Below are 17,605 nucleotides of genomic sequence, written 5' to 3' on the forward strand. Positions count from 1 at the left end.
TGTGCGGTTGCGTTCATGGCGGTCAGTCCTCGAAGGCCGGGATCACGATGATGGTGGCCGCGGCGGGATCGGCCTCTGCGGCAACGCCGCCCAGCGCGGCGGCCGCGGCGGCCCCGCCCCCGGAGCGGACTGAGGTGGCGGCGATGGCCCGCCCGGCCAGGCTGGACAGCGCCATCTGGCTGAAGGCGCCGCCCTCGCCCACCAGCGTGGCCTCCGGTACCGCCGAAAGGTTGGGCAGCACCTGGGCGAGGGTGCGAATAGTGGGTGCGGCCTCGGTCCACCCCTGCGGCACCGACATGCTGCCGACCAACGCCGCCTTGCCCATCGACCCCGATACCGGCGCCGCATCGAGGGCGGAGGCCAGCATGGGCCGCACCGCGCTGCCGCCACCGGTCAGCGGCGCCAACGCCCCGGCGATGGCTTTCGGCCCGGCCAGATAGGCCGCCGCGGCGTCGCCGTTCTGGCCCCAGGCGTAGGCCTGCCCGAACGACAGGAACGGACCGCCGGGGATGCTCGTCCACCCCTGCAGCGAGTACTGACCGGTGAGGACGTTCCAGATGGTGTTCCAGTTCGTGACGACATCCGGCGTCGGCGGCGCGGTGATTCCCGTCGTCGGCCCCGAGTTGCCGCTGGCAAGCGGCTGGAAGCTCAGCTGCGACATCTTCGTCGCGGTGTTCGTGCCGGCCACCGTGTTGGACTTGGCCAAGGCGGTGTCCTGCAGCGCCGTGCCGGTATCGGTGGTGGTCTTCGGCGGCTCGTCGAACGGCGTGAATTGTGACGCCGAAGCCGAGGAGCCCGCATAGGTGTACATCGCGGCGGCGTCCTGTGCCCACATCTCCATGTAGTCAGCTTCGGCGGTCGCGATCGAGGGGGTGTTCTGTCCAAAGAGGTTGGTGGCGACCAACATTGCGAGCAGGGCGCGATTGGCCGCGATGATGGGCGGTGGGACGGTGGCCGCGAAGGCGACCTCGTAGGCGCCCGCGGCGAGCTTGGCCTGGGTCGCGGCCTGTTCGGCCTGCGCGCCCGTCGCACTCATCCACGACACAAAGGGCGCGGCCGCGGTGGCCAGCGCGATCGAGGATGGACCCGTCCAAGGCCCGACGGTCAGGCTTTGGACCGCTGAGCCGTAGGAAGCCGCAGCGGACAGCAGCTCCGCAGCCAACTCGTCCCACGCGGCCGCCGCCGCGAGCAGCGGCCCCGACCCGGCTCCGACATACATCCGCCCGGAATTGATCTCCGGCGGCAAGGCCCCGAAATACGGCATCAGTACCCTCCGATCCCCTCCAATTGGCCCCCTCCAATTGGCCGCCACTTTAGGCGCGAATTAGCCTCCTGAGCCGCGAAAACGCAATATCTCTAATGGAATGCATCGGATCCGCGCCGATCCCATGAGTGTTTGACGACGGACACGCTCGCGACGTTCCCCGGTCAGCTGGGGTTGGTGTTTCGGCAACCTCGCCGAATTCTCATCGCCGGCAAAAGGGCGCCAGCCGCACAGCCGGCGCGGTGACGGCTAGCTGGCGGTGTTCGGGTTCGCGCCACCGCTGTCGACCGACAATATGTTCGGGCAGTAGACGCTGGCGGCCGCCTGGACGAACTTCGCGGCGGCCGATGCGGAGAACGCCGGGTTGAACTCGTGGACATCCCTGATGATGTCGAGCTGTGAGGTCCCGGAATTGGCCAAGTCGCACACCTTTTGGCCCGCCGCAATCGCGCGGTCCGGGCTCTTATAGCTGATACCCGCCTTGTTGAGCGCGGCCAGGAAGGCGCCGTCAGCTTCGTCCGCGTGCGCTGGTATCGCCATCCCGACCAAAGCGACGGCGCTAGCTAGAACGGCAAGGGTTTTCATATCGAGTGCTGCCGTTCCTAACCCGCCGCGGGCGGGCGCCCGATGACGCGCGGACGGAATCCGTAGATCGGGTCCGCGAACTCGTCCTCGTGCCCGCCGGGTATGCCGGCGAGGGGCACGCCGGGCATGCCCATCCCTGATCCAGCCTCTTCCATCACCATCGGGGTGGCGGAGCCGAAGCTGTGGTACGCCCCTAGGCCGACCTGAGTCGTTGCCGCAACGGGGGTGATCGCTGCTCCGGTGGCACCCCAGGCCGGTGGGACCGACAGGGCCCCCACCAGGCTCGCCTGCCCCACGCCGGCCGCCGCTGCCGCGCCCGGCGCGGTGACCGACGCCAGGTTCGCGGTACCACCGAGGCCGGCGGCCAGAACTCCCAGTCCCGATGTGCTCGAGTCGACGGTGTTCAACGCGTTGATGGAGTTGGACGCCACCTGCGTGTCGACGAACGTAGTCGGGTTCAGGATTCCGTTGGTGGTGAAACCGTTGGACAGGCCCGAGACGGCGTTGTTGTTGAGGAACGCTCCAAGCAGATTCGGGTTCGAGTTACTCAGCGTGTTCAGCAGCCCGGAAAGTCCGGTGGTGTCCGATCCCGAGCCGGGCGTAAAGATGCTGTCGCCAGCACCGGCGGCCGGCGCGTTGACGGCGTTCGAGACGATGTTGTTGGCGTTGAGGACAGAGTTAGCCTGCTGGTCCGTTCCGTCAGTGGTGGTGTCGGACTGCGGATCTTGGAACAGCGTCATCTGCCGGGTGGCGGCGGTCGAAGATGCGTTGTAGTTCGTCATCGCGGACGTGTCTTGCGCCCACATCTCGCCGTACTGAGCCTCGGTGTTGGCGATCGCCCCCGTGTTTTGGCCAAAGAGGTTGCTCGCGACCAGGTTGGCCAGCAGGGTGCGGTTGGCCGTGACGACGGCGGGGGGCACCGTCGCGGCAAACGCGGCCTCGTAGGCGGCCGCGGCGGCCGACGCCGAGGTGCCGGCCTGCTCGGCCTGGGTGGCCGTGGTGTTCAGCCACTCGAGATACGGCGCCACGGACGCCGCCATCCTCGCCGAGGACGGCCCGAACCAGCCCTCGCTGGTGAGCGCCGTGATCACTGACTCGTAATTGGTTGCCGCGGAGCGCATTTCGGCAGAAATCGCATTCCATGCGGCCGCGGCGGCCAGCATCGACCCTGAGCCGGGGCCGAAATACATTCTGGCCGAGTTGATTTCCGGCGGCAGTCCCGCAAAAAGTGACATGACATCTTCTCCTGGGGTCTCTTAACCGGCGGCCGGCGGACGTGGCATGACGACGGGGCGGAACCCGTACTTGGGAATGGCGCGGCGTAGCCGCCTGCCCGTGCCTCCCAGCGGCCCCGCGACGCCTCCCGGGCCGCCGGCCGACGGGGCTGCGCCGGTGTCGGTGAGGCCGGTGACGCCGGTGGCCTGCACTGCCGATGGCGCCTGGCTTATGTTGGCGGCGCCCGCCCAGCTCTGCGGCACCGACATCGAACCCACCAGATGCGCCTGGCCCACCCCGCCGGTTGCGGCGGCGGGAACCGTGTCGCTCGATAGGGCGGCAGCGATCGCGCCGTCGGCGTCGGTGGTGAAGTCCCCCAGCCCGCCCAGGATGGTGGCGTGCTGCGCGGCCATGACGCCCTGAATCGTTCCGATGATCGTTTGCGGGTTGAACGGGCCGCCGGCGATGGTGCCGTTCAGGATCGAGTTACTGAAGAAGTTGCTGGACAAGAATTGGCCCGCGGCCGTGTTGTTGGTGTTGCCGAAGAATTGCGTCAGGTAGTCGTAAAGCGATCCCGACGTGGGGGCAGCGGGCGCATTAACTTGTGGCGTAACGTCATTCGCCGAGAAGGTTTGCATCACCGACTGGGTGTTTCCCGTCGACGACTTGAGCGCCTGGTTGACCGCCTGGGTTTGGTTGTCCACCGCGTCGTCCGTCGTGTTCTTGTTCGGCGACTGGAACGGCGTCATCTGTGACGCGGTGCTGGACGAGGTGGCATAGCCGTTCATCGCCGCCGCGTCCTGGGCCCACATCTCCACGTACTCGGCCTCGGTGGTCGCGATCGCCGGCGTGTTCTGCCCGAAGATGTTGGTGGCCACCAGGTTCGCCAGCAGCGTGCGGTTGGCGGTGACGACGGGCGGCGGCACCGTCATGGCGTACGCGGCCTCGAAGGCGGTCGCGGCCGCGTTGGCCTGGGTGCCGGTCTGCTCGGCCTGGGCCGCCGCGTTGCTCAGCCAGGTCAGGTACGGTGTCGCGGCGGCCAGCATCGACGTGGACGAGGGGCCGTACCACCCACTGCTGAGCAGCTGGGTTACCACCGAGTGGTAACCGGTTGCGGCGGTACGCATTTCGGCGGCCAGCGTGTTCCAGGCCGCGGCGGCGGCCAGCAGCGGCCCCGATCCGGGGCCGGTGTACATTCTGGCCGAGTTGACTTCGGGCGGCAGCGCCGCAAAGTAATCCAGCATGGATCCCCCTGGAAGCTAACGGGTCACGGCAGCGACAGCTGCATTCTGGGCGGCCAACGATTGCGGCGGTGCGGTGGTGAAGGTCATCGGAGTTCTCCTCATGGAAACGGGCGTGTAGGAGGCGCGACCCCGAGCTAGGACAGACACCGATTGCGCACTAAGTAATGGGCTCGGTGCAAGCCGATAGGCGGGAGCGATGCCGCTGGCGGCTCGAACGAAACGTCATCGATCGAGAATAGGGTTTATCACCGGGATTAATTTCGTTCTCACCTCCTCAACGCCTGGGCACACCGAGATGCCTTTAGTCTGCACGAAGAGGTGGAGGATGACCGGCTGAACCGCCGGATCCGGCACCTCTCTCGTCAGAGCTTCGGCACCACACTGCGTATCCGGCTGACCCAAGCCAGAAGCCACTTGGGCTCAACCCTTAAGCCGGGAAGAGCTGTCCTGACCCTGGGCGTCTTTCGACGTTTGAGGTCAGTGGCCTGTATCCGTATGGAAGCCTCACCTAACGAGGTGCTGCAGAAGCCATGTTGGCACTCGAGGCAGAGTGAGTCAAGTTAGCTGCGAGGCGTTTGCAACAATTCATTGCGTCGCCACGCCGAAGCCATGCCCGCGTACGACGTCGCTGCTAGCGGGGCTGGTTGGACCGCGTCAATCCTTTTTCTTCTCGGCCACCGCCGCGCCCAGGCCCTCGACCAGGTCGTCGCGCGTCAGCTCGGTGAAGCGGAGCAGCTGACGCTCGGTGAACTCGGTGACATCGCTGGCCAGCACCGCGTCCAGGTCGTCGTCGTCCAGGCGGAAGCTGCGGTGGTCGCGCGCCTTCTCCACGACGTTGCGGACGAACCCGGCGTTGCCGAGCGTGTCGATGCCGCGGATCAGGTCCCCGTCTTCGGAGATGGTCTCGTCGAGGTAGAAGTTGGTGTAGTACGGCAACAACGCCTCGGCCGACTCGTCGCTGATGATGTCCTGGTTTTCCTGGCCCATCACCTTGGTGAGCGCGACGAGCTCTTCGGGCATGTAGCTGAAGAACTCGATGACGGTCGAAAAGCGCCGCCGCAGGCCCTGATTCACCTCGAGCATCTTGTCCATCGCCTTGGCGTATCCGGCGCCGAACACCACCAGCTCGTCGCGGTGGTTCTCCATGTACAGCAGCAGGGTGTTGATGATCGCGTTGCCGTACGGGTCGCCCTGCTGGTAGCCGGTCTCGTGCAAGGTGTGCATCTCGTCGAAGAAGACCGCGCCGCCCAGCGCGTCCTCGAGCATCTCCTCGGTGTTCTTCTCGGCATCGGCCATGTAGCGGCCCACCAGCTTGGTGCGACTCGTCTCGACCACCAACGGCTTACGCAGCACGGTCAGCCCGCAGAGCTGCTTGGTGAAGGCGCGTGCGACCGACGTCTTGCCGGTTCCGGGTGGCCCGAGCAGCAGGGTGTGCCGCGAGGTGACCGGCACCGGCAGGCCCATCTTGGCGCGCGCCAAGTTGACCTTGGTCGTCGACTTGATGAGCGTGATTTCGCGTTTGGCCCGCTCCATGCCGAGCATCGCGTTCAGTTCGGCGTCGCCTTCGGCCATGTACTTCGCGGCCTCTTCGGCGTGGCGCGCCGCCTCGGTCTGCTCGCGGGTCGGAGCGCTCTCGGTGTCCCACGGGTCGGTGCGGGCCTCGATGGTTTCGGGATCGGTCAGGATCAGCCGAAAGTTGATGTTGTCCAGGGCTTCTCGGGCCGGGGTGAATTTCGGATCCCGCGAATACACCCGGCGCAGCAGCTCGACGGCCTCGTCCTCGCGGCCGAGGTGGCGCTGACACATGCCCTGGGTGTACAAGGCGATATTGGCCGCGCCGGGTACCCGGTCCGCCTCGATTGCGTCCGCCCCGCGCCGGATGGCCTCCTCGAAGACACCCAGCGACGCCAGCGCGGTCGTGGCCATCGCCGCCCCCGCGGCTTTCAGCGCGGGGTTGCGCCAGATCTTTCCCTCGGGGAACTGCGTCAGCACGTCCGGCCACCGGCCGGTGCGGAAGTACAGGATGCCGCGGACGTAGTCGATCAGTTCCTCGTCGAACGGGTGGCGCGGTTCGACGTTGTCGAGCAGTTCGGCGGCCTCCGCGTAGCGCTTCTGCTCGGCCAGCACGGAGGCGTAGCTGCAGGCCAGCGACTCCATGCTGGTGACCGATAGTTTCAGGAACATCCCGTCGGAGACCTCGGGACGGAATTCCAGGTCGGACAGGCCGAGCCGGCGGATCTCCCACCCGAATGTCCGCACCGTCGCCCAGGCCCTGGACAGCACGTCGATGCTCTGGTCGCCGGCCAGCACGCGGGCCAGCCAGGCGTCGCACATGTCGGGGTCGAGGGCCGTCGCCGTGGTGAACATCTTCGATGCCACCTGCTGGTTATGGCTCGGTTGTAACCCGTTGACGGAGATTCCCGACGCCAGCAGACCGGCGAGCAGTGCGTTGCGGGCGTCCTCGGCGCTGGCTTGCGGGCGACTCATTGCGCGGCGGGCAGGTGTTCAGTGTCTTCTCGCACCTGGCTTACCTGCAGCACCAAATAATCGTCAGCGAACAGTTCGCGGGTCGGGACGGTCAGCACGGCACGAGTCGCCGGGGCGGGCAGGCTGGCCCGGACCGCGGCCAGCTGCCGGCCGGTGAGGCGGTTGAGGCCACCCGAAATCCCCTTGGGCTTGCGGCTGTCGCTGTGGTAGCGCACCCAGCCGGCGACCTCGGGTCGGCCGTCGTGGTTGGTGAGCCGGATGGTCAGCACGGTCGCGTCGGTTTCCGCCACCCACAGGTCGTCGACCACCTCGGTGGTGATGTCCGACGGCGTCAACCAGAAGCTGGTCGCGAAGCCGTTGAAGTGCTTGAGGTAGCGCCAGCCGGGGCGGCTCCAGGTCGGCTCCAGATCGGCCAGCACGGCGCTGTCAACCTCGGCGATCTCGTCGGCGGTCAGCGTGCGTGCCGCGCAACCCTGGCCGTCGAGGTCCTGGGCCAGCCGCTCGGTGGCCGCCACCAAAGTCGAAGCCAGCGAATCGCGGGCCGCCACCGCCGCCACGTTGAGCTGCGGGTTCATCCGGAGCACCAGCCATGTGCGCCGGACATACGACGCGGGCTGCTCGCTGACCAGTCCCCACTCCTCGGGACCCAGCTTGTCGAGCTTGGACAGCTCGGCGGAGTTACCGCCGCGGCGGACCTGCACCGAGACGATGTCGATGCCATCCAGATGGACGTCGAATTGCCGCAGCCCGGCCGCGACCGACTGCACCAGCAGGCTGGGCGACTCCGCAGTGCGGGGACGGTGCTCGCCGCCGTCCACCGCGATGAGCGTCACCAGGCGACCTTCGTACTCGCGGACGCCGACCTTGTCGCGACCGAACCGGCGCTGGTAGTCGATCGCGGGTGTGCAGCCGGCGGCCAGCGTGGTGCGGGGATCGGCGGACCAGTCCCACAGCCACCCCGCCAGCCCGGAGGTCAGCGTGAGGCCGTGATGCGTGATCAGCGACAAGAGCGTGATGATCGCGGCGAGGCCGACACCGACCCACCAGGCGATGCGGTGCTCGCCCTGCCACGAGTCGGGGCAGTGACTGGCGATCACCAGGATCGCGATGTCAACCAGAAACACCACGGTCAGCCGCGACCACGACAACGCCAATCCAAACCTGCGCTGAGCCTTCATTTTGCTGCTCCGCCCTATTGCTGCTTGCTACGGCGCTTCATCAGTATCGAGACACCGAATACTGCGCCGCCTATCAGTAGCGCCCCGGTCAACCCCCCGGCGGCCACCCACACCGGCACCATATCGCGGGGCGGGGCGGCCTTCGGAATGTTCAGGGGTATGGACAACTGCGACGGGGGCTTCGGCGGCCCGTCGGGAACGTCCCAGGTAAGTGCCGCCACCGGGTCGACGACCCCGAAGCCGACCTGGTTGTCCACGCCCCGGGCCGGCGCCCTGGCAGTACGGGTCAACCGATTGACGATCTGGGTGGACGTCAGGCGCGGGTACTTGGCGCGCACCAGCGCGGCCACCCCGGACACGATCGCGGCCGAGAAGCTGGTTCCCGTCGGCACCAGCAACGAGTTGTCCGGCCCGTCGATCGCATTGATCAGGCCGTCGTCGCGCGGCGAGAGCCCGATGACGTCGTTGCCCGGCGCGGCGATCCCGACCCACGGTCCCGCGATGCTGGTGGACGCCTGCCCCTGACCGCCCTGGCTCAGCGGGTGGCCATCGGCGTCGACGGCGCCGACGGTCAGCACGTAGTCACTGAACCACGACGGCGTCACCACCGTGTTGACCGCGCCCCAATTGCGAGGATCGTTGGGGTGCAATGGGTTTGAGGTCGGGTTCTGCTTGCAATCCCGCTTGCTGCTGTCGCCGGCGGCGGCCACGATCACGACGTTCTTGTCGACCGCCGCATACCGCACCGCGGCGCCCAGCGACCGTTGCTCGATGATGTTGCGCGCACTCATGCACGTCACATCCGAGATGTTGATGACGGTGGCCCCCATGTTGGCGGCATGCACGATCGCCTTCGCCATCGTGTCGATGCTGGTGATCTTCGCCGCGGACTGCGGGTCCTCGTCGCCGGTATAGGCGTCCTTTAGGCCGAAGGCCTGGCTGGACTGCCGGATGGAGATGATGTCGACGTCGGGCGCGATGCCGCTAAAGGCGTCGGCCGCCTGTCCGGGCTGCGCCGGGGGTGCCGGCGGCGGCGGAGGTGGGGGCGGCGGCGCCGGCGTGGGTGTCGGCGCCAGTGGGCGCGAAAGGCCCCGGCGGCGGTGTCTCAGTAGGCGGGACCATCGTCACGGTCTGCGGCAATGGCGACAACGTCACGGTCTGCGGCGGCGGCGCTTTCGGCGGCGGCTCGGTGGTGGGAATGGTCACCGGCTTGCGCGGTGCGGCCACCGGCGGCGCCGCTGCCCCACCGGCCGATGCGGCGCCGATCATCGACGCCACGATGGTGCCGTGCGCGTCGCAATCGGACAGCCCGTCGCCGCCCATGACGTAGTCCCCGCCGGGGATCAGGTGCTGGAACCGCGGGTGCGGCGACACACCCGTGTCGATCACCGCGACCTTCTGCCCGGCGCCGCGGCCGAACTGCCACGCCTCCTGCAGGTTCAGCATGTCCATGTACTTCGGCTGCAGCTTGAAGTTGGTGCCCGGCAGCACGCCGACCTCGGTGCAGTACGAGTTCTGCTTCATCGGGGCCGGCGGTCCCGGCGGCGTGTCCGGCGGTATCGCGCCCGGGTCAATCGTCGGCGGTACGATCGCCGACGCGGGAGGCAGGCCGGCTAGCGAGCCAGTGGTAAGCAACAGCGCAGCGACGGTCGCGCGAGACGCACGACCCCGCCACGCCTTGCCATTACCGGTACCGAATCGCCGCATAAACATTCATCAACCACAATGCCAGCGGGAAGATTGGCATCAGGCAGAGGTATTCAATCCATTCCACGAACTTGCGGAACAGCGGGCTGTAGACGGTGTTGGGCACGACCGCCGCGGCCGTCAGGCCCGCCGCGGGCAGCAGCACCAGGATCGCCACGCTGATCGACACCGACAGCGGCGACTGCAGCACCAGCGCGTAGCGCAGCACCACGGCGCCGACGATCAGGACCGACGTCCCAGCCAGGGTGATGGCCTGCCAACGGTCGACGTAGGAACGGCCGCGCAGCATCAGGAAGCCGGCGCTGAACGCGGCCAGCAGCAGCGGCAGCCACCGCTGCCCGGTGTGTGGGTCGGACAGTCCGGCCAGCGAGACCACCATCAGCACACCCAGCCCGGTGAGCAGACCGGTCAGGAATGAGCGGGCGCGTTCGGCCTGCAGCAGCACGTCGCGGACCGAGGCCGGTCCCTCCAGGACCGGCGGGCCGCCCCCGGTACGGGTCACGGTGGTGGGCAGATCCGGCCGGGCCTCAAACACCCAGCGGCTGGTCGCCGACGGGAACACCGGCAGCCGAATGCCGGAAAGCCGGCGGGAGATCGCGGGTGCGCACTGGTAACCCATCACGGAGACCAGCACGACGCAGGTCAGCAGCGTCACCGCGCCGGTCATCGCGACCATGCGCGCCAGGGCCGCCACCGCCGTGATCGCGCCAACGGTGACGATCGCGGTGTACGTCCCGAGCCGGCGGCCCGTGAAACGCAGGGCCAGCATCGCGGTGATGGTGAGCACCGCGAAGCCCAGCACGGCATGGGGTGACCCCACGCCGCCCGGAGGTGCCGCGGCAGCGCCGACGGCCAGCGGCGCCAGGCTGCTGAGCAGCATCATGTCGCCGACCCGCCGGTCCTCGTTCGTCTGGGCGCGCACCAGCAGCATCATGGAAACGCCCAGCGCCACCGCGCCGATGACCAAGCCGAAGATCGTCGTCAGCCACGAGTTGTGGTGCCAGCGGTACCACAGCAGCAGGGCCGATGCGACGGTCACGCCGCTGGCCACCATCGCGGCGCCGACCTGCAGCGCGGTGGCCGGGTCGATCGCGGCGAACCGCTTGCTCAGGCTCTGCGAGACCGCGGTGGAGATGTGCTCGACGACCTGCGAGCGCCTCTCGGTGTCGACGACGAACCGAATCCACAGCCGGTCCCCGTCGTAGACGTCCTGTTCGGTCAGCGACTGGGTGGCGCGCAGCGGCGTCCCGTCGACCAGGCACAGCGCCCAGCGGCCACGTCCACCCGCCTCCAGCGGCGTCTCGCCGAGCTCCCGCAGGCGGCTGTTGACCACCTTCAGCAGCGGGTCGGTCATCACCGAGACCGGGGCATTGGCGTCCAGCAGGACACCGATCTGCACGCCCTCGCCGGCCATGATGCCGACTACAACTGCCCGAGGCTGTGAGATTCCCTCTACGTCAGCCTGTAACGCGTCAGCTACCGCAGTCATCGCCCTGCACCCCCTGTCGTGGTGAACGTGTAACCCAGTGCCGCCAGCCGCCCCGAGGATTCTGTCGATCCACTCACCGTGGCGCCAAAGGGGCAGGTGAGGTGCAGCTCGACGTTTGTGGATTCCATCTGCCTCGCCTCGCGATTAGTAGGTTCTGGTGACACTTGCTTTGAATTCGCTGCTGATTCTAAAGAAGTATGACGTGTTCGCTTGTGCACCGCATGTTCTGATGAAAAACCTTGTTAGCGTTTGTGTTTCGCTTATGTTTCGCGCTCGGGCTAGACCCTGCTGTGGGTCTTCCATTCGCCGTACGGCAGGGTGTCCAGCACCGTCTTGACGCCCACCTGCACCAGCTGCGGGGTCGCCGGACAGATCGCCAGCCAGGCCTCCCCCGAACCCGCCGTCCGCGCCTGCTGATAAAGCGCGATGCGACCGCCGGAGCCGTCCTTCAGCGACAGCACCGAGGCGCTGGGGCCCTTGGCGTCGTCCTGGTACTGCCGCGCGTACACCGCAACCTCAGCCGCCGGGTCCGAAAGCGCCTGACCGAGCGCCGCCACGGTGGCAGCGCTGATGCCCATGCGCCGCAGATCTCCGCCGGAGAACACGTTGAAGCCCGACTCCTGCCATGACTTCGTCGCATCCAGCATTTCCTCGAGCGGCACGTTCACCGCGTTGATGGCGGCCGGCTCGGCGTGATGAATCGATTCCATGCCGTCCAGCACCAGCGAGGCGATTGAGGCGCTGTCGGCGACCGCGACGTCGTCGACGGTGATGTCACTGCCGACCCGCACCGCCGACACCCAGTGCTGGCCGCGCCGGGCGAGGACCACCCGGAACTCGTTCTCCGGGATATCGCGGGATCCCGGGGGCGCGTTCTCGTCATCGACAACGCCGTAAAGAAGCTTGCCCCGCGACAGCAGGGCGACCACCTCGAGGTCGGGCGCCGCGAGCACCCGCATCCGAGCAGCGACATCCTCGTGGACCTGATCGCCGATGACGATCCCGTTCTCACGCATCACCGCCATGCCGGGGTGGTCGTTCAACCAGTCGCTCGAGTCCGTGGATACATAGGGCCGGCACCGCAATTCCGGAGCGACGTGCCGGATGTCCAGTAGCGCCTGGAGCATCCAGAACCCGTCGACGTTGACGGTGATGTCGGTGCGTGTGGTCTGTTGATCCATCAGTACCTCAAAGTCATCGTGCACGGAAACCGCAGGACGCGGCAGCACACCGACAGAAGGTGTGCTGCCGCGCCTGAGGTTGGAGCGTTAGGCCCAGCTGGACCCGACGGCACTGTCCGTGCTCGCCATGTTGTTGCCGGCACTCTGCACCTTCTGGCCGTGCGAGTTGGCCTGCTCGTAGATCACCTGGAAGTTGCGACCCAACTGGGTGATGAACTCCTGGCAAGCCACCGAACCGGCGCCGCCCCAGAAGTCACCGGCAGCAAGCACATCACGAACGATGGCCTGGTGCTCGGCCTCCAGCGAGGCAGCCTGTGCGCGGATGAGGGCGCCGTGGGCGTCCACATCTCCGAACTGGTAGTTAATGCTCATAGCGATGTTCTCCTAAGGTCTGAAGGTTACGCAGCCGAGGCGGTTGCGACTAGTGGCTGAGGGCCTGCTGCGAGGCCTGCTCTTGCGTCTCGTAGTTGTTGGCGTCGCGGATCAGACCGTCGCGAACGCTGTGGAGCATGTTGACGATGTTGTTGAACGCCTGGTTCATCTGACCCATGGTGTCGTAAGACGTCGACTGGGCCTGGCCGCTCCAGCCGGCACCGGCGATGTTCATCGACGATGACCACATCTTGCGGGCCTCGTCCGACACCGTCTGCGCGTGCATTTCGAAGCGACCTGCCATCGACCGCATCGCGTGCGGGTCGGTCATAAAACGTGTTGCCATGTTGCCTTTCTCCCTCTATCTGTAGTCGTTCTCAAATTTGGTGGTGATTGACGATGGTGACCGGACCGGCTACGAGTACTTCCGTAACCGCCGGACCAAGTGCTTAGAGATGGATCCCCCTTCTTGTCGGGAGCTACAGCCAACTCGAACGGCGCCGTTTGAGTTGTCAGGTTCAACCGACTGCAAGGAGGTTCCCGTGACGCCCACTCCGGTGGGGATCGTCGCGAGCCTTAAGTCGTTGAAACTGGTTAAGCGGTAGCGATCGCGTTGGCCGCTTCGGTCGCGGCGTACGAACCCGAGCTGGTCTGCAGGGTGTTCACGAAAAGCTCGTGAATCGCCGCTGCCTGGGCACTGACGGCGTGGTAGAGATGCGCGTGCGCAACGAACTGAGCGGCGGTCAGCGCCGACACCTCGTCGGCCGCCGCCGGCACCACACCGGTCGTCGGTGCCACTGCAGCCGCATTCTGAGCGTTCAAAGCCGAGCCGATCCCGTTCAAGGTTCCGGCTGCCGCCAGGATCGCCTCCGGCTGGGTGTTCACGAACGACATACTCTTCTCCTCCTAGATTGTTCCCCCACTCTCTGGCTGAGAGCGTAGATGACCGTGCTGCATGAAGGGTGTTTCCTGAGCCGCCCGTCCTCAATTGTTCACGGAACGGTACGGCGAATTCATCTTTAGTAACGACACAGTAACAGCGTTGGGGCCCTTTTGGGGCCCTCACCAGCGAAATCACGCCGGAGATGGCGTTGCCACGCACGGCGCCCGGCAAGCCTCCTGACGGGCGTTTTCCCGGGCGGGCGTGTTTGCGGTCGGCATGGTTCTGACCGACGCTGACCCCCCGAGGGTGCACAGCAACGTTCGTCGAGTCGGCCACGGCGGTCTGTGCGACAGCCTCATGGCCAACTCCGTGCAGTTCAGCACGCATGAATACGATTCTAACCCGGCTCATGGCACCCGGGGAGCAGCAATTATTTCGCACGCCGCCCGCCTGCCATCGTCGTTCCCACGCTGGTGTTCTTGGGTCGTTATCCGGCGAAGGGTGGTCGGGCCATGACCGTCGGGCGGAAGCCGTAGCGGGGGCCGGCGCCGGTGGCTCCGCCGGTGCCCATCCCGGCCAGCGGCATGCCGCCGAGCAGGTTTCCGGCACCGCCGCTCGCCTCGGGGACCGCGCTGACGGTGTTGACCGCAATCGGGGCGGCGTGGGCGACGGCCCCTGGCAGGGCGCCGTTCCAGGCCGCGGGGACCGCGAGCTTGCCGATCGAGGCGGCGTTGCCCAGACCCGCCGCCACTGAGGGCGCGGCGCCACCGCCGAGCATCCCGCCCAGGCCCGACAGGCCCTTGGGCGCCGCGGCCGCGGCACCGGCCACGGCCCCGCCAAGCTGACCGGTGGATTTGGCGATCTGCACGCCGCTGTTACCCATACCGACGGAGAAGTACGGCAGGCCCTCGACGTTGTAGGCGAAGCCCGAAAACGGGCTCAGGCCGTTGACGAAGGTCGCCAGGTTCGACGGGAAGATCGTCTGCCCGGTGAGCAGGAACCACGCCTCTTGCAACGGGTTGGTGGACGTCGCCGCGGCGGTCGCGTTGGTCGTCGCTTGGGTCGTCGCTTGGGTGGTGGCATTCACCGTCTTCTGCGCGGTGCCCGAGCTCAGCGTCGACGCGTTGCTGACGGCCTGGCTTTGCTGACCGGTGTCGGTGGCGACCTCCGGTGCGTTTTTAACCGCCTTCAGCTGCGAAGTCGCGTTGTTCGACTGGGTCTGATAGTTGTTCAACGCGCTGGTGTTCTGTGCCCAGAAGTCGTTGTACTGCGACTCGAGCTGCGAGATCACCCCGTTGTTCTGTCCCAGCACGTTGGTGCTGACGGCGTTGAGCAGCTGCACCCGGTTGGTGGCGATCAGCGGCGGGGGCACTACCGAGCCGAACACCTGCTCGTAGGCGGCCGCGGCCTCGCTGGCCTGGATGCCGTTCTGCTCGGCCTGGGTAGCGGTGTCCTTGGCCCACTGGATGTAGGGTCCGAACGCCGAGGCGACCTGCGTCGAGGACGGCCCCCACCATTCCTGGTCGGACAGGTCGGTGATCACGTTCTCCACGCCCAGCGCATACGACTGCAGCTCGGCAGAGACGGCATTCCAGGATGAGGCCGCCGTCGTGTACGACGTCGCACCAGGACCGGAATAGATGAGTGCCGAAGTAACCTCTGGCGGCAACCCTGATAAATCAGACACAGTGACCCCTTAGCCCGTCGCGGCCACGTAGGCCGCTTCCGTCAGCGCGTATGGACCCGAGCTCATGCTCGGGGTGTTGACGAACATCTCGCGAACTCCCGCAGCCCGAGCCTGGCCACCGAAGTGCTTTGGCGCCAACACTTTTGGCTGCGTCGTCACAACCGACATGTCTTCGCCCCTCGGTGTCGTCCGGCTCGATGAACTTCAATTGGCTTGCGGTTAGCTGAGACCACCTGAAGTGGCCGGTAGCTCGTCAGTGAGATTAGTTGGATAGCGCGCCAATCCGCTGAGGCCGGAATTGTCAAACCGCCGGCCACCCGCCACGGTTGTTGTGCACAAGAGTGCAGGCAGCGTACGGGCGCGGCTCCCGCAGGTTTCCCCGCAACCCCCTTTGACGTGCTGATACGTCCGAAATATGGCGCCGCGACGGGTCGTCCCGTGCGCTCTGACATCCGCGGCGGCGAGCCCGTGGACGCCGGCCCGAGGATAAAATCCTGCCGCGGATAAAAAGCACGGCGGTGATGTCGTCGGCACATCGACGTGGTTTGCGTGAAAACGACGCTGCCCGCATGCGAAAAGCATGCGGGCAGCACGAAATATGCACTTCTGCAACGAAATACCGGTGCCGGGAGTGGCGATGTCAGCCCGCGGAGGGCGGGCGCGTCAGCACGCTTTGCCTGAAGCCGTATTTGTGGGTGAAGCCGGCGGCACCGCGGCGCGCCCCGCCGGTCATCGGCATGCCTTGCAGGATGCCGTTACTGGGCGCAGCTTCGCTCGCAAGGTAGTTGACGGTCGTGGCCTTGATGGCCGAATTCTCAAGTGCCTCAGCAGGATTGATGCCCCAACTGGATGGCACCGACAGGCCGCCGACCTTGACCGCGGAGGCCAGGTGCGCGGAGGCCGCCGCCGCCCCACCGCCGTGGCTGGCGCCCAGGAACAGGCCGGCGAACTGCGGGGTGGGAAACCAGGCACCGGCCGCACCGGCGGTGGTACCCAGACCGAACGTCGTCTGCTGCTGGATGGAGTAGCCGAAGGAGCCCATACCGACCCCGAAATACGGGAGACCGGTGAGGCTCTTGAACAGCGGAGTGTAGAAGTTCTGCGCCGTGAGCCCGCCGGTCCAGTTGTTGGTGGGCGTGGGCAGGCCGTATTTGAAGAAATCTTCGATGCTGTTCCACAGCCAGTCGAGCGGCCCGGGCGTGGTGGTGGTCGCGGCGGCCTGCGTCGCCTGCGTCGTCACCGTGGGCGATGTCGTCAGCTGCACGGCGGCGTTCGAGGCGGTCTTGGCGGAATTGCCGGCCGGTTCCGCGACGGCTTTGCTCACCGCCAGGGCCTGATCGTTCTCGGCGTCCGGCGTGGTGGTGTTCGGCGGCTGTTCGATCGGGGGCAACACCGAGGCCGTGGCCGACGAGGCGGCGTAGGTGTACATCGCGACGGCGTCCTGGGCCCACATCTCGGCATACTGCGCTTCGGTGACCGCGATCGCCGGTGTGTTCTGCCCAAAGAAGTTGGTGGCGATCAGGTTCGCCAACAGCACGCGGTTGGCGGCGATCACCGGCGGCGGCACCGACATCGCGAACGCCGTCTCGAAAGCGGCCGCGGCCGCCCTGGCCTGGATCGCGGTCTCTTCGGCCTGGCCGCCCACCGCGTTCAACCACACCACGTACGGCGTGACCGCCGACAGCATCGACGTCGCAGCCGGGCCCACCCATGGCGCACCGGTCAGCTCACTGACCACCGAGGCGTAGCCGGCCGCCGCCGTGTTCAACTCCGAGGCCACACCGTCCCAGGCTTCGCCGGCGGCCAGGATCGGACCCGAACCCGGACCGGCATAGATCCGGCCCGAGTTGATCTCTGGCGGTAGGGCCCCGAAGTCCATGGTCTAGAAGGCCCCCGACTCGAACGACATGTGGTTTCCTCGCAAGTTGTCTTCTCGACGAACCTTCACGGAACTGCTCGCTTGCGAGGCTAAGGCGACCGTCGCGCCGCCGTCGTCGTGCGATGAGCCGGCCGGCGCGCACCGGCGGCTCCGCGGGGGTCTACTCCGCACCAGTGCCACACCGGTGCCAGGCACCCCCGGCGTCACGCCTGCACCGCCACCACCTGCGGCAACCGTCGCCTCATCGGCCCACCGACCATCGCCGATCGCGGTCACCGCCGGGCGCCTCGGCGGGGCTGGGCGCCTCGGCGCCGGATAAAAATCCGACCGCGGCTAAAGTCGCGGCGGCGGCGCCGGGATGACGCGCGACACAGCGCCGCCGTTTCCGCCCGGTGACGAACCGCCATGCGGCCAAGGCGCGGCGCGCAAGCCCG

General features: G+C 67.0%; 14 protein-coding genes, 1 pseudogene and 1 riboswitch. All 15 genes and pseudogenes read right to left on the bottom strand.

The window, feature by feature from the left end; all coding sequences use genetic code 11:
- Positions 1-22: 22 nt before the first annotated feature.
- The 15 genes and pseudogenes from MRAB57_RS22900 to MRAB57_RS22965 all read right to left on the bottom strand — a co-directional run bounded on the left by MRAB57_RS22900 (position 23) and on the right by MRAB57_RS22965 (position 17,171).
- A complete protein-coding gene (locus MRAB57_RS22900; RefSeq protein WP_077089372.1) occupies positions 23-1,264 on the bottom strand; it encodes a PPE family protein in 1,242 nt (413 codons plus the stop codon).
- Positions 1,265-1,513: 249 nt separating this feature from the next.
- Positions 1,514-1,849 (bottom strand): DUF732 domain-containing protein, encoded by a 336-nt coding sequence (locus tag MRAB57_RS22905; RefSeq protein WP_077089373.1) that lies wholly within the window; start codon positions 1,847-1,849, stop codon positions 1,514-1,516.
- A gap of 17 nt (positions 1,850-1,866) precedes the next feature.
- Complete coding sequence (locus MRAB57_RS22910; RefSeq protein ID WP_077089374.1) at positions 1,867-3,084, bottom strand: PPE family protein; 1,218 nt, start codon at positions 3,082-3,084, stop codon at positions 1,867-1,869.
- 21 nt (positions 3,085-3,105) lie between these two features.
- A complete protein-coding gene (locus MRAB57_RS22915; protein ID WP_077089375.1) occupies positions 3,106-4,308 on the bottom strand; it encodes a PPE family protein in 1,203 nt (400 codons plus the stop codon).
- Positions 4,309-4,655: 347 nt separating this feature from the next.
- Positions 4,656-4,831, bottom strand: a riboswitch (M-box (ykoK) riboswitch).
- 131 nt (positions 4,832-4,962) lie between these two features.
- Positions 4,963-6,795 (bottom strand): type VII secretion AAA-ATPase EccA, encoded by a 1,833-nt coding sequence (eccA, locus tag MRAB57_RS22920; RefSeq protein WP_077089376.1) that lies wholly within the window; start codon positions 6,793-6,795, stop codon positions 4,963-4,965.
- A complete protein-coding gene (gene eccE / locus MRAB57_RS22925) occupies positions 6,792-7,973 on the bottom strand; it encodes a type VII secretion protein EccE (RefSeq protein WP_077089377.1) in 1,182 nt (393 codons plus the stop codon). Before eccE ends, eccA begins: the two co-directional genes overlap by 4 nt.
- Positions 7,974-7,987: 14 nt before the next feature.
- Positions 7,988-9,680, bottom strand: a pseudogene (locus MRAB57_RS22930) (type VII secretion-associated serine protease mycosin).
- The gene (gene eccD / locus MRAB57_RS22935) at positions 9,658-11,169 is read right to left on the bottom strand and encodes a type VII secretion integral membrane protein EccD (protein ID WP_077089378.1); all 1,512 of its coding nucleotides are present in this window, start codon (positions 11,167-11,169) and stop codon (positions 9,658-9,660) included. The pseudogene MRAB57_RS22930 and the gene eccD overlap by 23 nt, the downstream one beginning before the upstream one ends.
- Before the next feature lie 278 nt (positions 11,170-11,447).
- Entirely contained in the window at positions 11,448-12,350 is a 903-nt protein-coding gene (locus tag MRAB57_RS22940) for an ESX secretion-associated protein EspG (RefSeq protein ID WP_077090789.1), read from the bottom strand.
- 87 nt (positions 12,351-12,437) lie between these two features.
- On the bottom strand, positions 12,438-12,722 hold the full coding sequence (locus MRAB57_RS22945; RefSeq protein WP_020824001.1) for a WXG100 family type VII secretion target: 285 nt from the start codon (positions 12,720-12,722) through the stop codon (positions 12,438-12,440).
- A 49-nt stretch (positions 12,723-12,771) separates the two neighbouring features.
- On the bottom strand, positions 12,772-13,068 hold the full coding sequence (locus MRAB57_RS22950; protein WP_077089379.1) for a WXG100 family type VII secretion target: 297 nt from the start codon (positions 13,066-13,068) through the stop codon (positions 12,772-12,774).
- Between the two features lie 248 nt (positions 13,069-13,316).
- Positions 13,317-13,616: a PE family protein gene (locus MRAB57_RS22955; protein ID WP_077089380.1), complete on the bottom strand. Its 300-nt coding sequence runs from the start codon at positions 13,614-13,616 to the stop codon at positions 13,317-13,319.
- 476 nt (positions 13,617-14,092) lie between these two features.
- Positions 14,093-15,292 (bottom strand): PPE family protein, encoded by a 1,200-nt coding sequence (locus tag MRAB57_RS22960; RefSeq protein ID WP_077089381.1) that lies wholly within the window; start codon positions 15,290-15,292, stop codon positions 14,093-14,095.
- 9 nt (positions 15,293-15,301) lie between these two features.
- Complete coding sequence (locus MRAB57_RS29680) at positions 15,302-15,460, bottom strand: hypothetical protein (RefSeq protein WP_157900653.1); 159 nt, start codon at positions 15,458-15,460, stop codon at positions 15,302-15,304.
- Between the two features lie 472 nt (positions 15,461-15,932).
- Entirely contained in the window at positions 15,933-17,171 is a 1,239-nt protein-coding gene (locus tag MRAB57_RS22965) for a PPE family protein (RefSeq protein WP_077089382.1), read from the bottom strand.
- Between the last annotated feature and the right edge of the window lie 434 nt (positions 17,172-17,605).

The sequence above is a fragment of the Mycobacterium rhizamassiliense genome, assembly GCF_900157375.1.
Taxonomy (GTDB): domain Bacteria; phylum Actinomycetota; class Actinomycetes; order Mycobacteriales; family Mycobacteriaceae; genus Mycobacterium; species Mycobacterium rhizamassiliense.

Excerpts from the sequence above, each read along its gene's own strand:
- MRAB57_RS22950 (WP_077089379.1), bottom strand. The coding sequence starts at position 13,068 with ATGGCAACACGTTTTATGACCGACCCGCACGCGATGCGGTCGATGGCA.
- MRAB57_RS22965 (WP_077089382.1), bottom strand. The coding sequence starts at position 17,171 with ATGGACTTCGGGGCCCTACCGCCAGAGATCAACTCGGGCCGGATCTAT.
- MRAB57_RS22900 (WP_077089372.1), bottom strand. The coding sequence starts at position 1,264 with ATGCCGTATTTCGGGGCCTTGCCGCCGGAGATCAATTCCGGGCGGATG.
- MRAB57_RS29680 (WP_157900653.1), bottom strand. The coding sequence starts at position 15,460 with ATGTCGGTTGTGACGACGCAGCCAAAAGTGTTGGCGCCAAAGCACTTC.
- eccD (WP_077089378.1), bottom strand. The coding sequence starts at position 11,169 with ATGACTGCGGTAGCTGACGCGTTACAGGCTGACGTAGAGGGAATCTCA.
- MRAB57_RS22905 (WP_077089373.1), bottom strand. The coding sequence starts at position 1,849 with ATGAAAACCCTTGCCGTTCTAGCTAGCGCCGTCGCTTTGGTCGGGATG.
- MRAB57_RS22945 (WP_020824001.1), bottom strand. The coding sequence starts at position 12,722 with ATGAGCATTAACTACCAGTTCGGAGATGTGGACGCCCACGGCGCCCTC.
- MRAB57_RS22955 (WP_077089380.1), bottom strand. The coding sequence starts at position 13,616 with ATGTCGTTCGTGAACACCCAGCCGGAGGCGATCCTGGCGGCAGCCGGA.
- eccE (WP_077089377.1), bottom strand. The coding sequence starts at position 7,973 with ATGAAGGCTCAGCGCAGGTTTGGATTGGCGTTGTCGTGGTCGCGGCTG.
- MRAB57_RS22910 (WP_077089374.1), bottom strand. The coding sequence starts at position 3,084 with ATGTCACTTTTTGCGGGACTGCCGCCGGAAATCAACTCGGCCAGAATG.
- eccA (WP_077089376.1), bottom strand. The coding sequence starts at position 6,795 with ATGAGTCGCCCGCAAGCCAGCGCCGAGGACGCCCGCAACGCACTGCTC.
- MRAB57_RS22915 (WP_077089375.1), bottom strand. The coding sequence starts at position 4,308 with ATGCTGGATTACTTTGCGGCGCTGCCGCCCGAAGTCAACTCGGCCAGA.
- MRAB57_RS22940 (WP_077090789.1), bottom strand. The coding sequence starts at position 12,350 with ATGGATCAACAGACCACACGCACCGACATCACCGTCAACGTCGACGGG.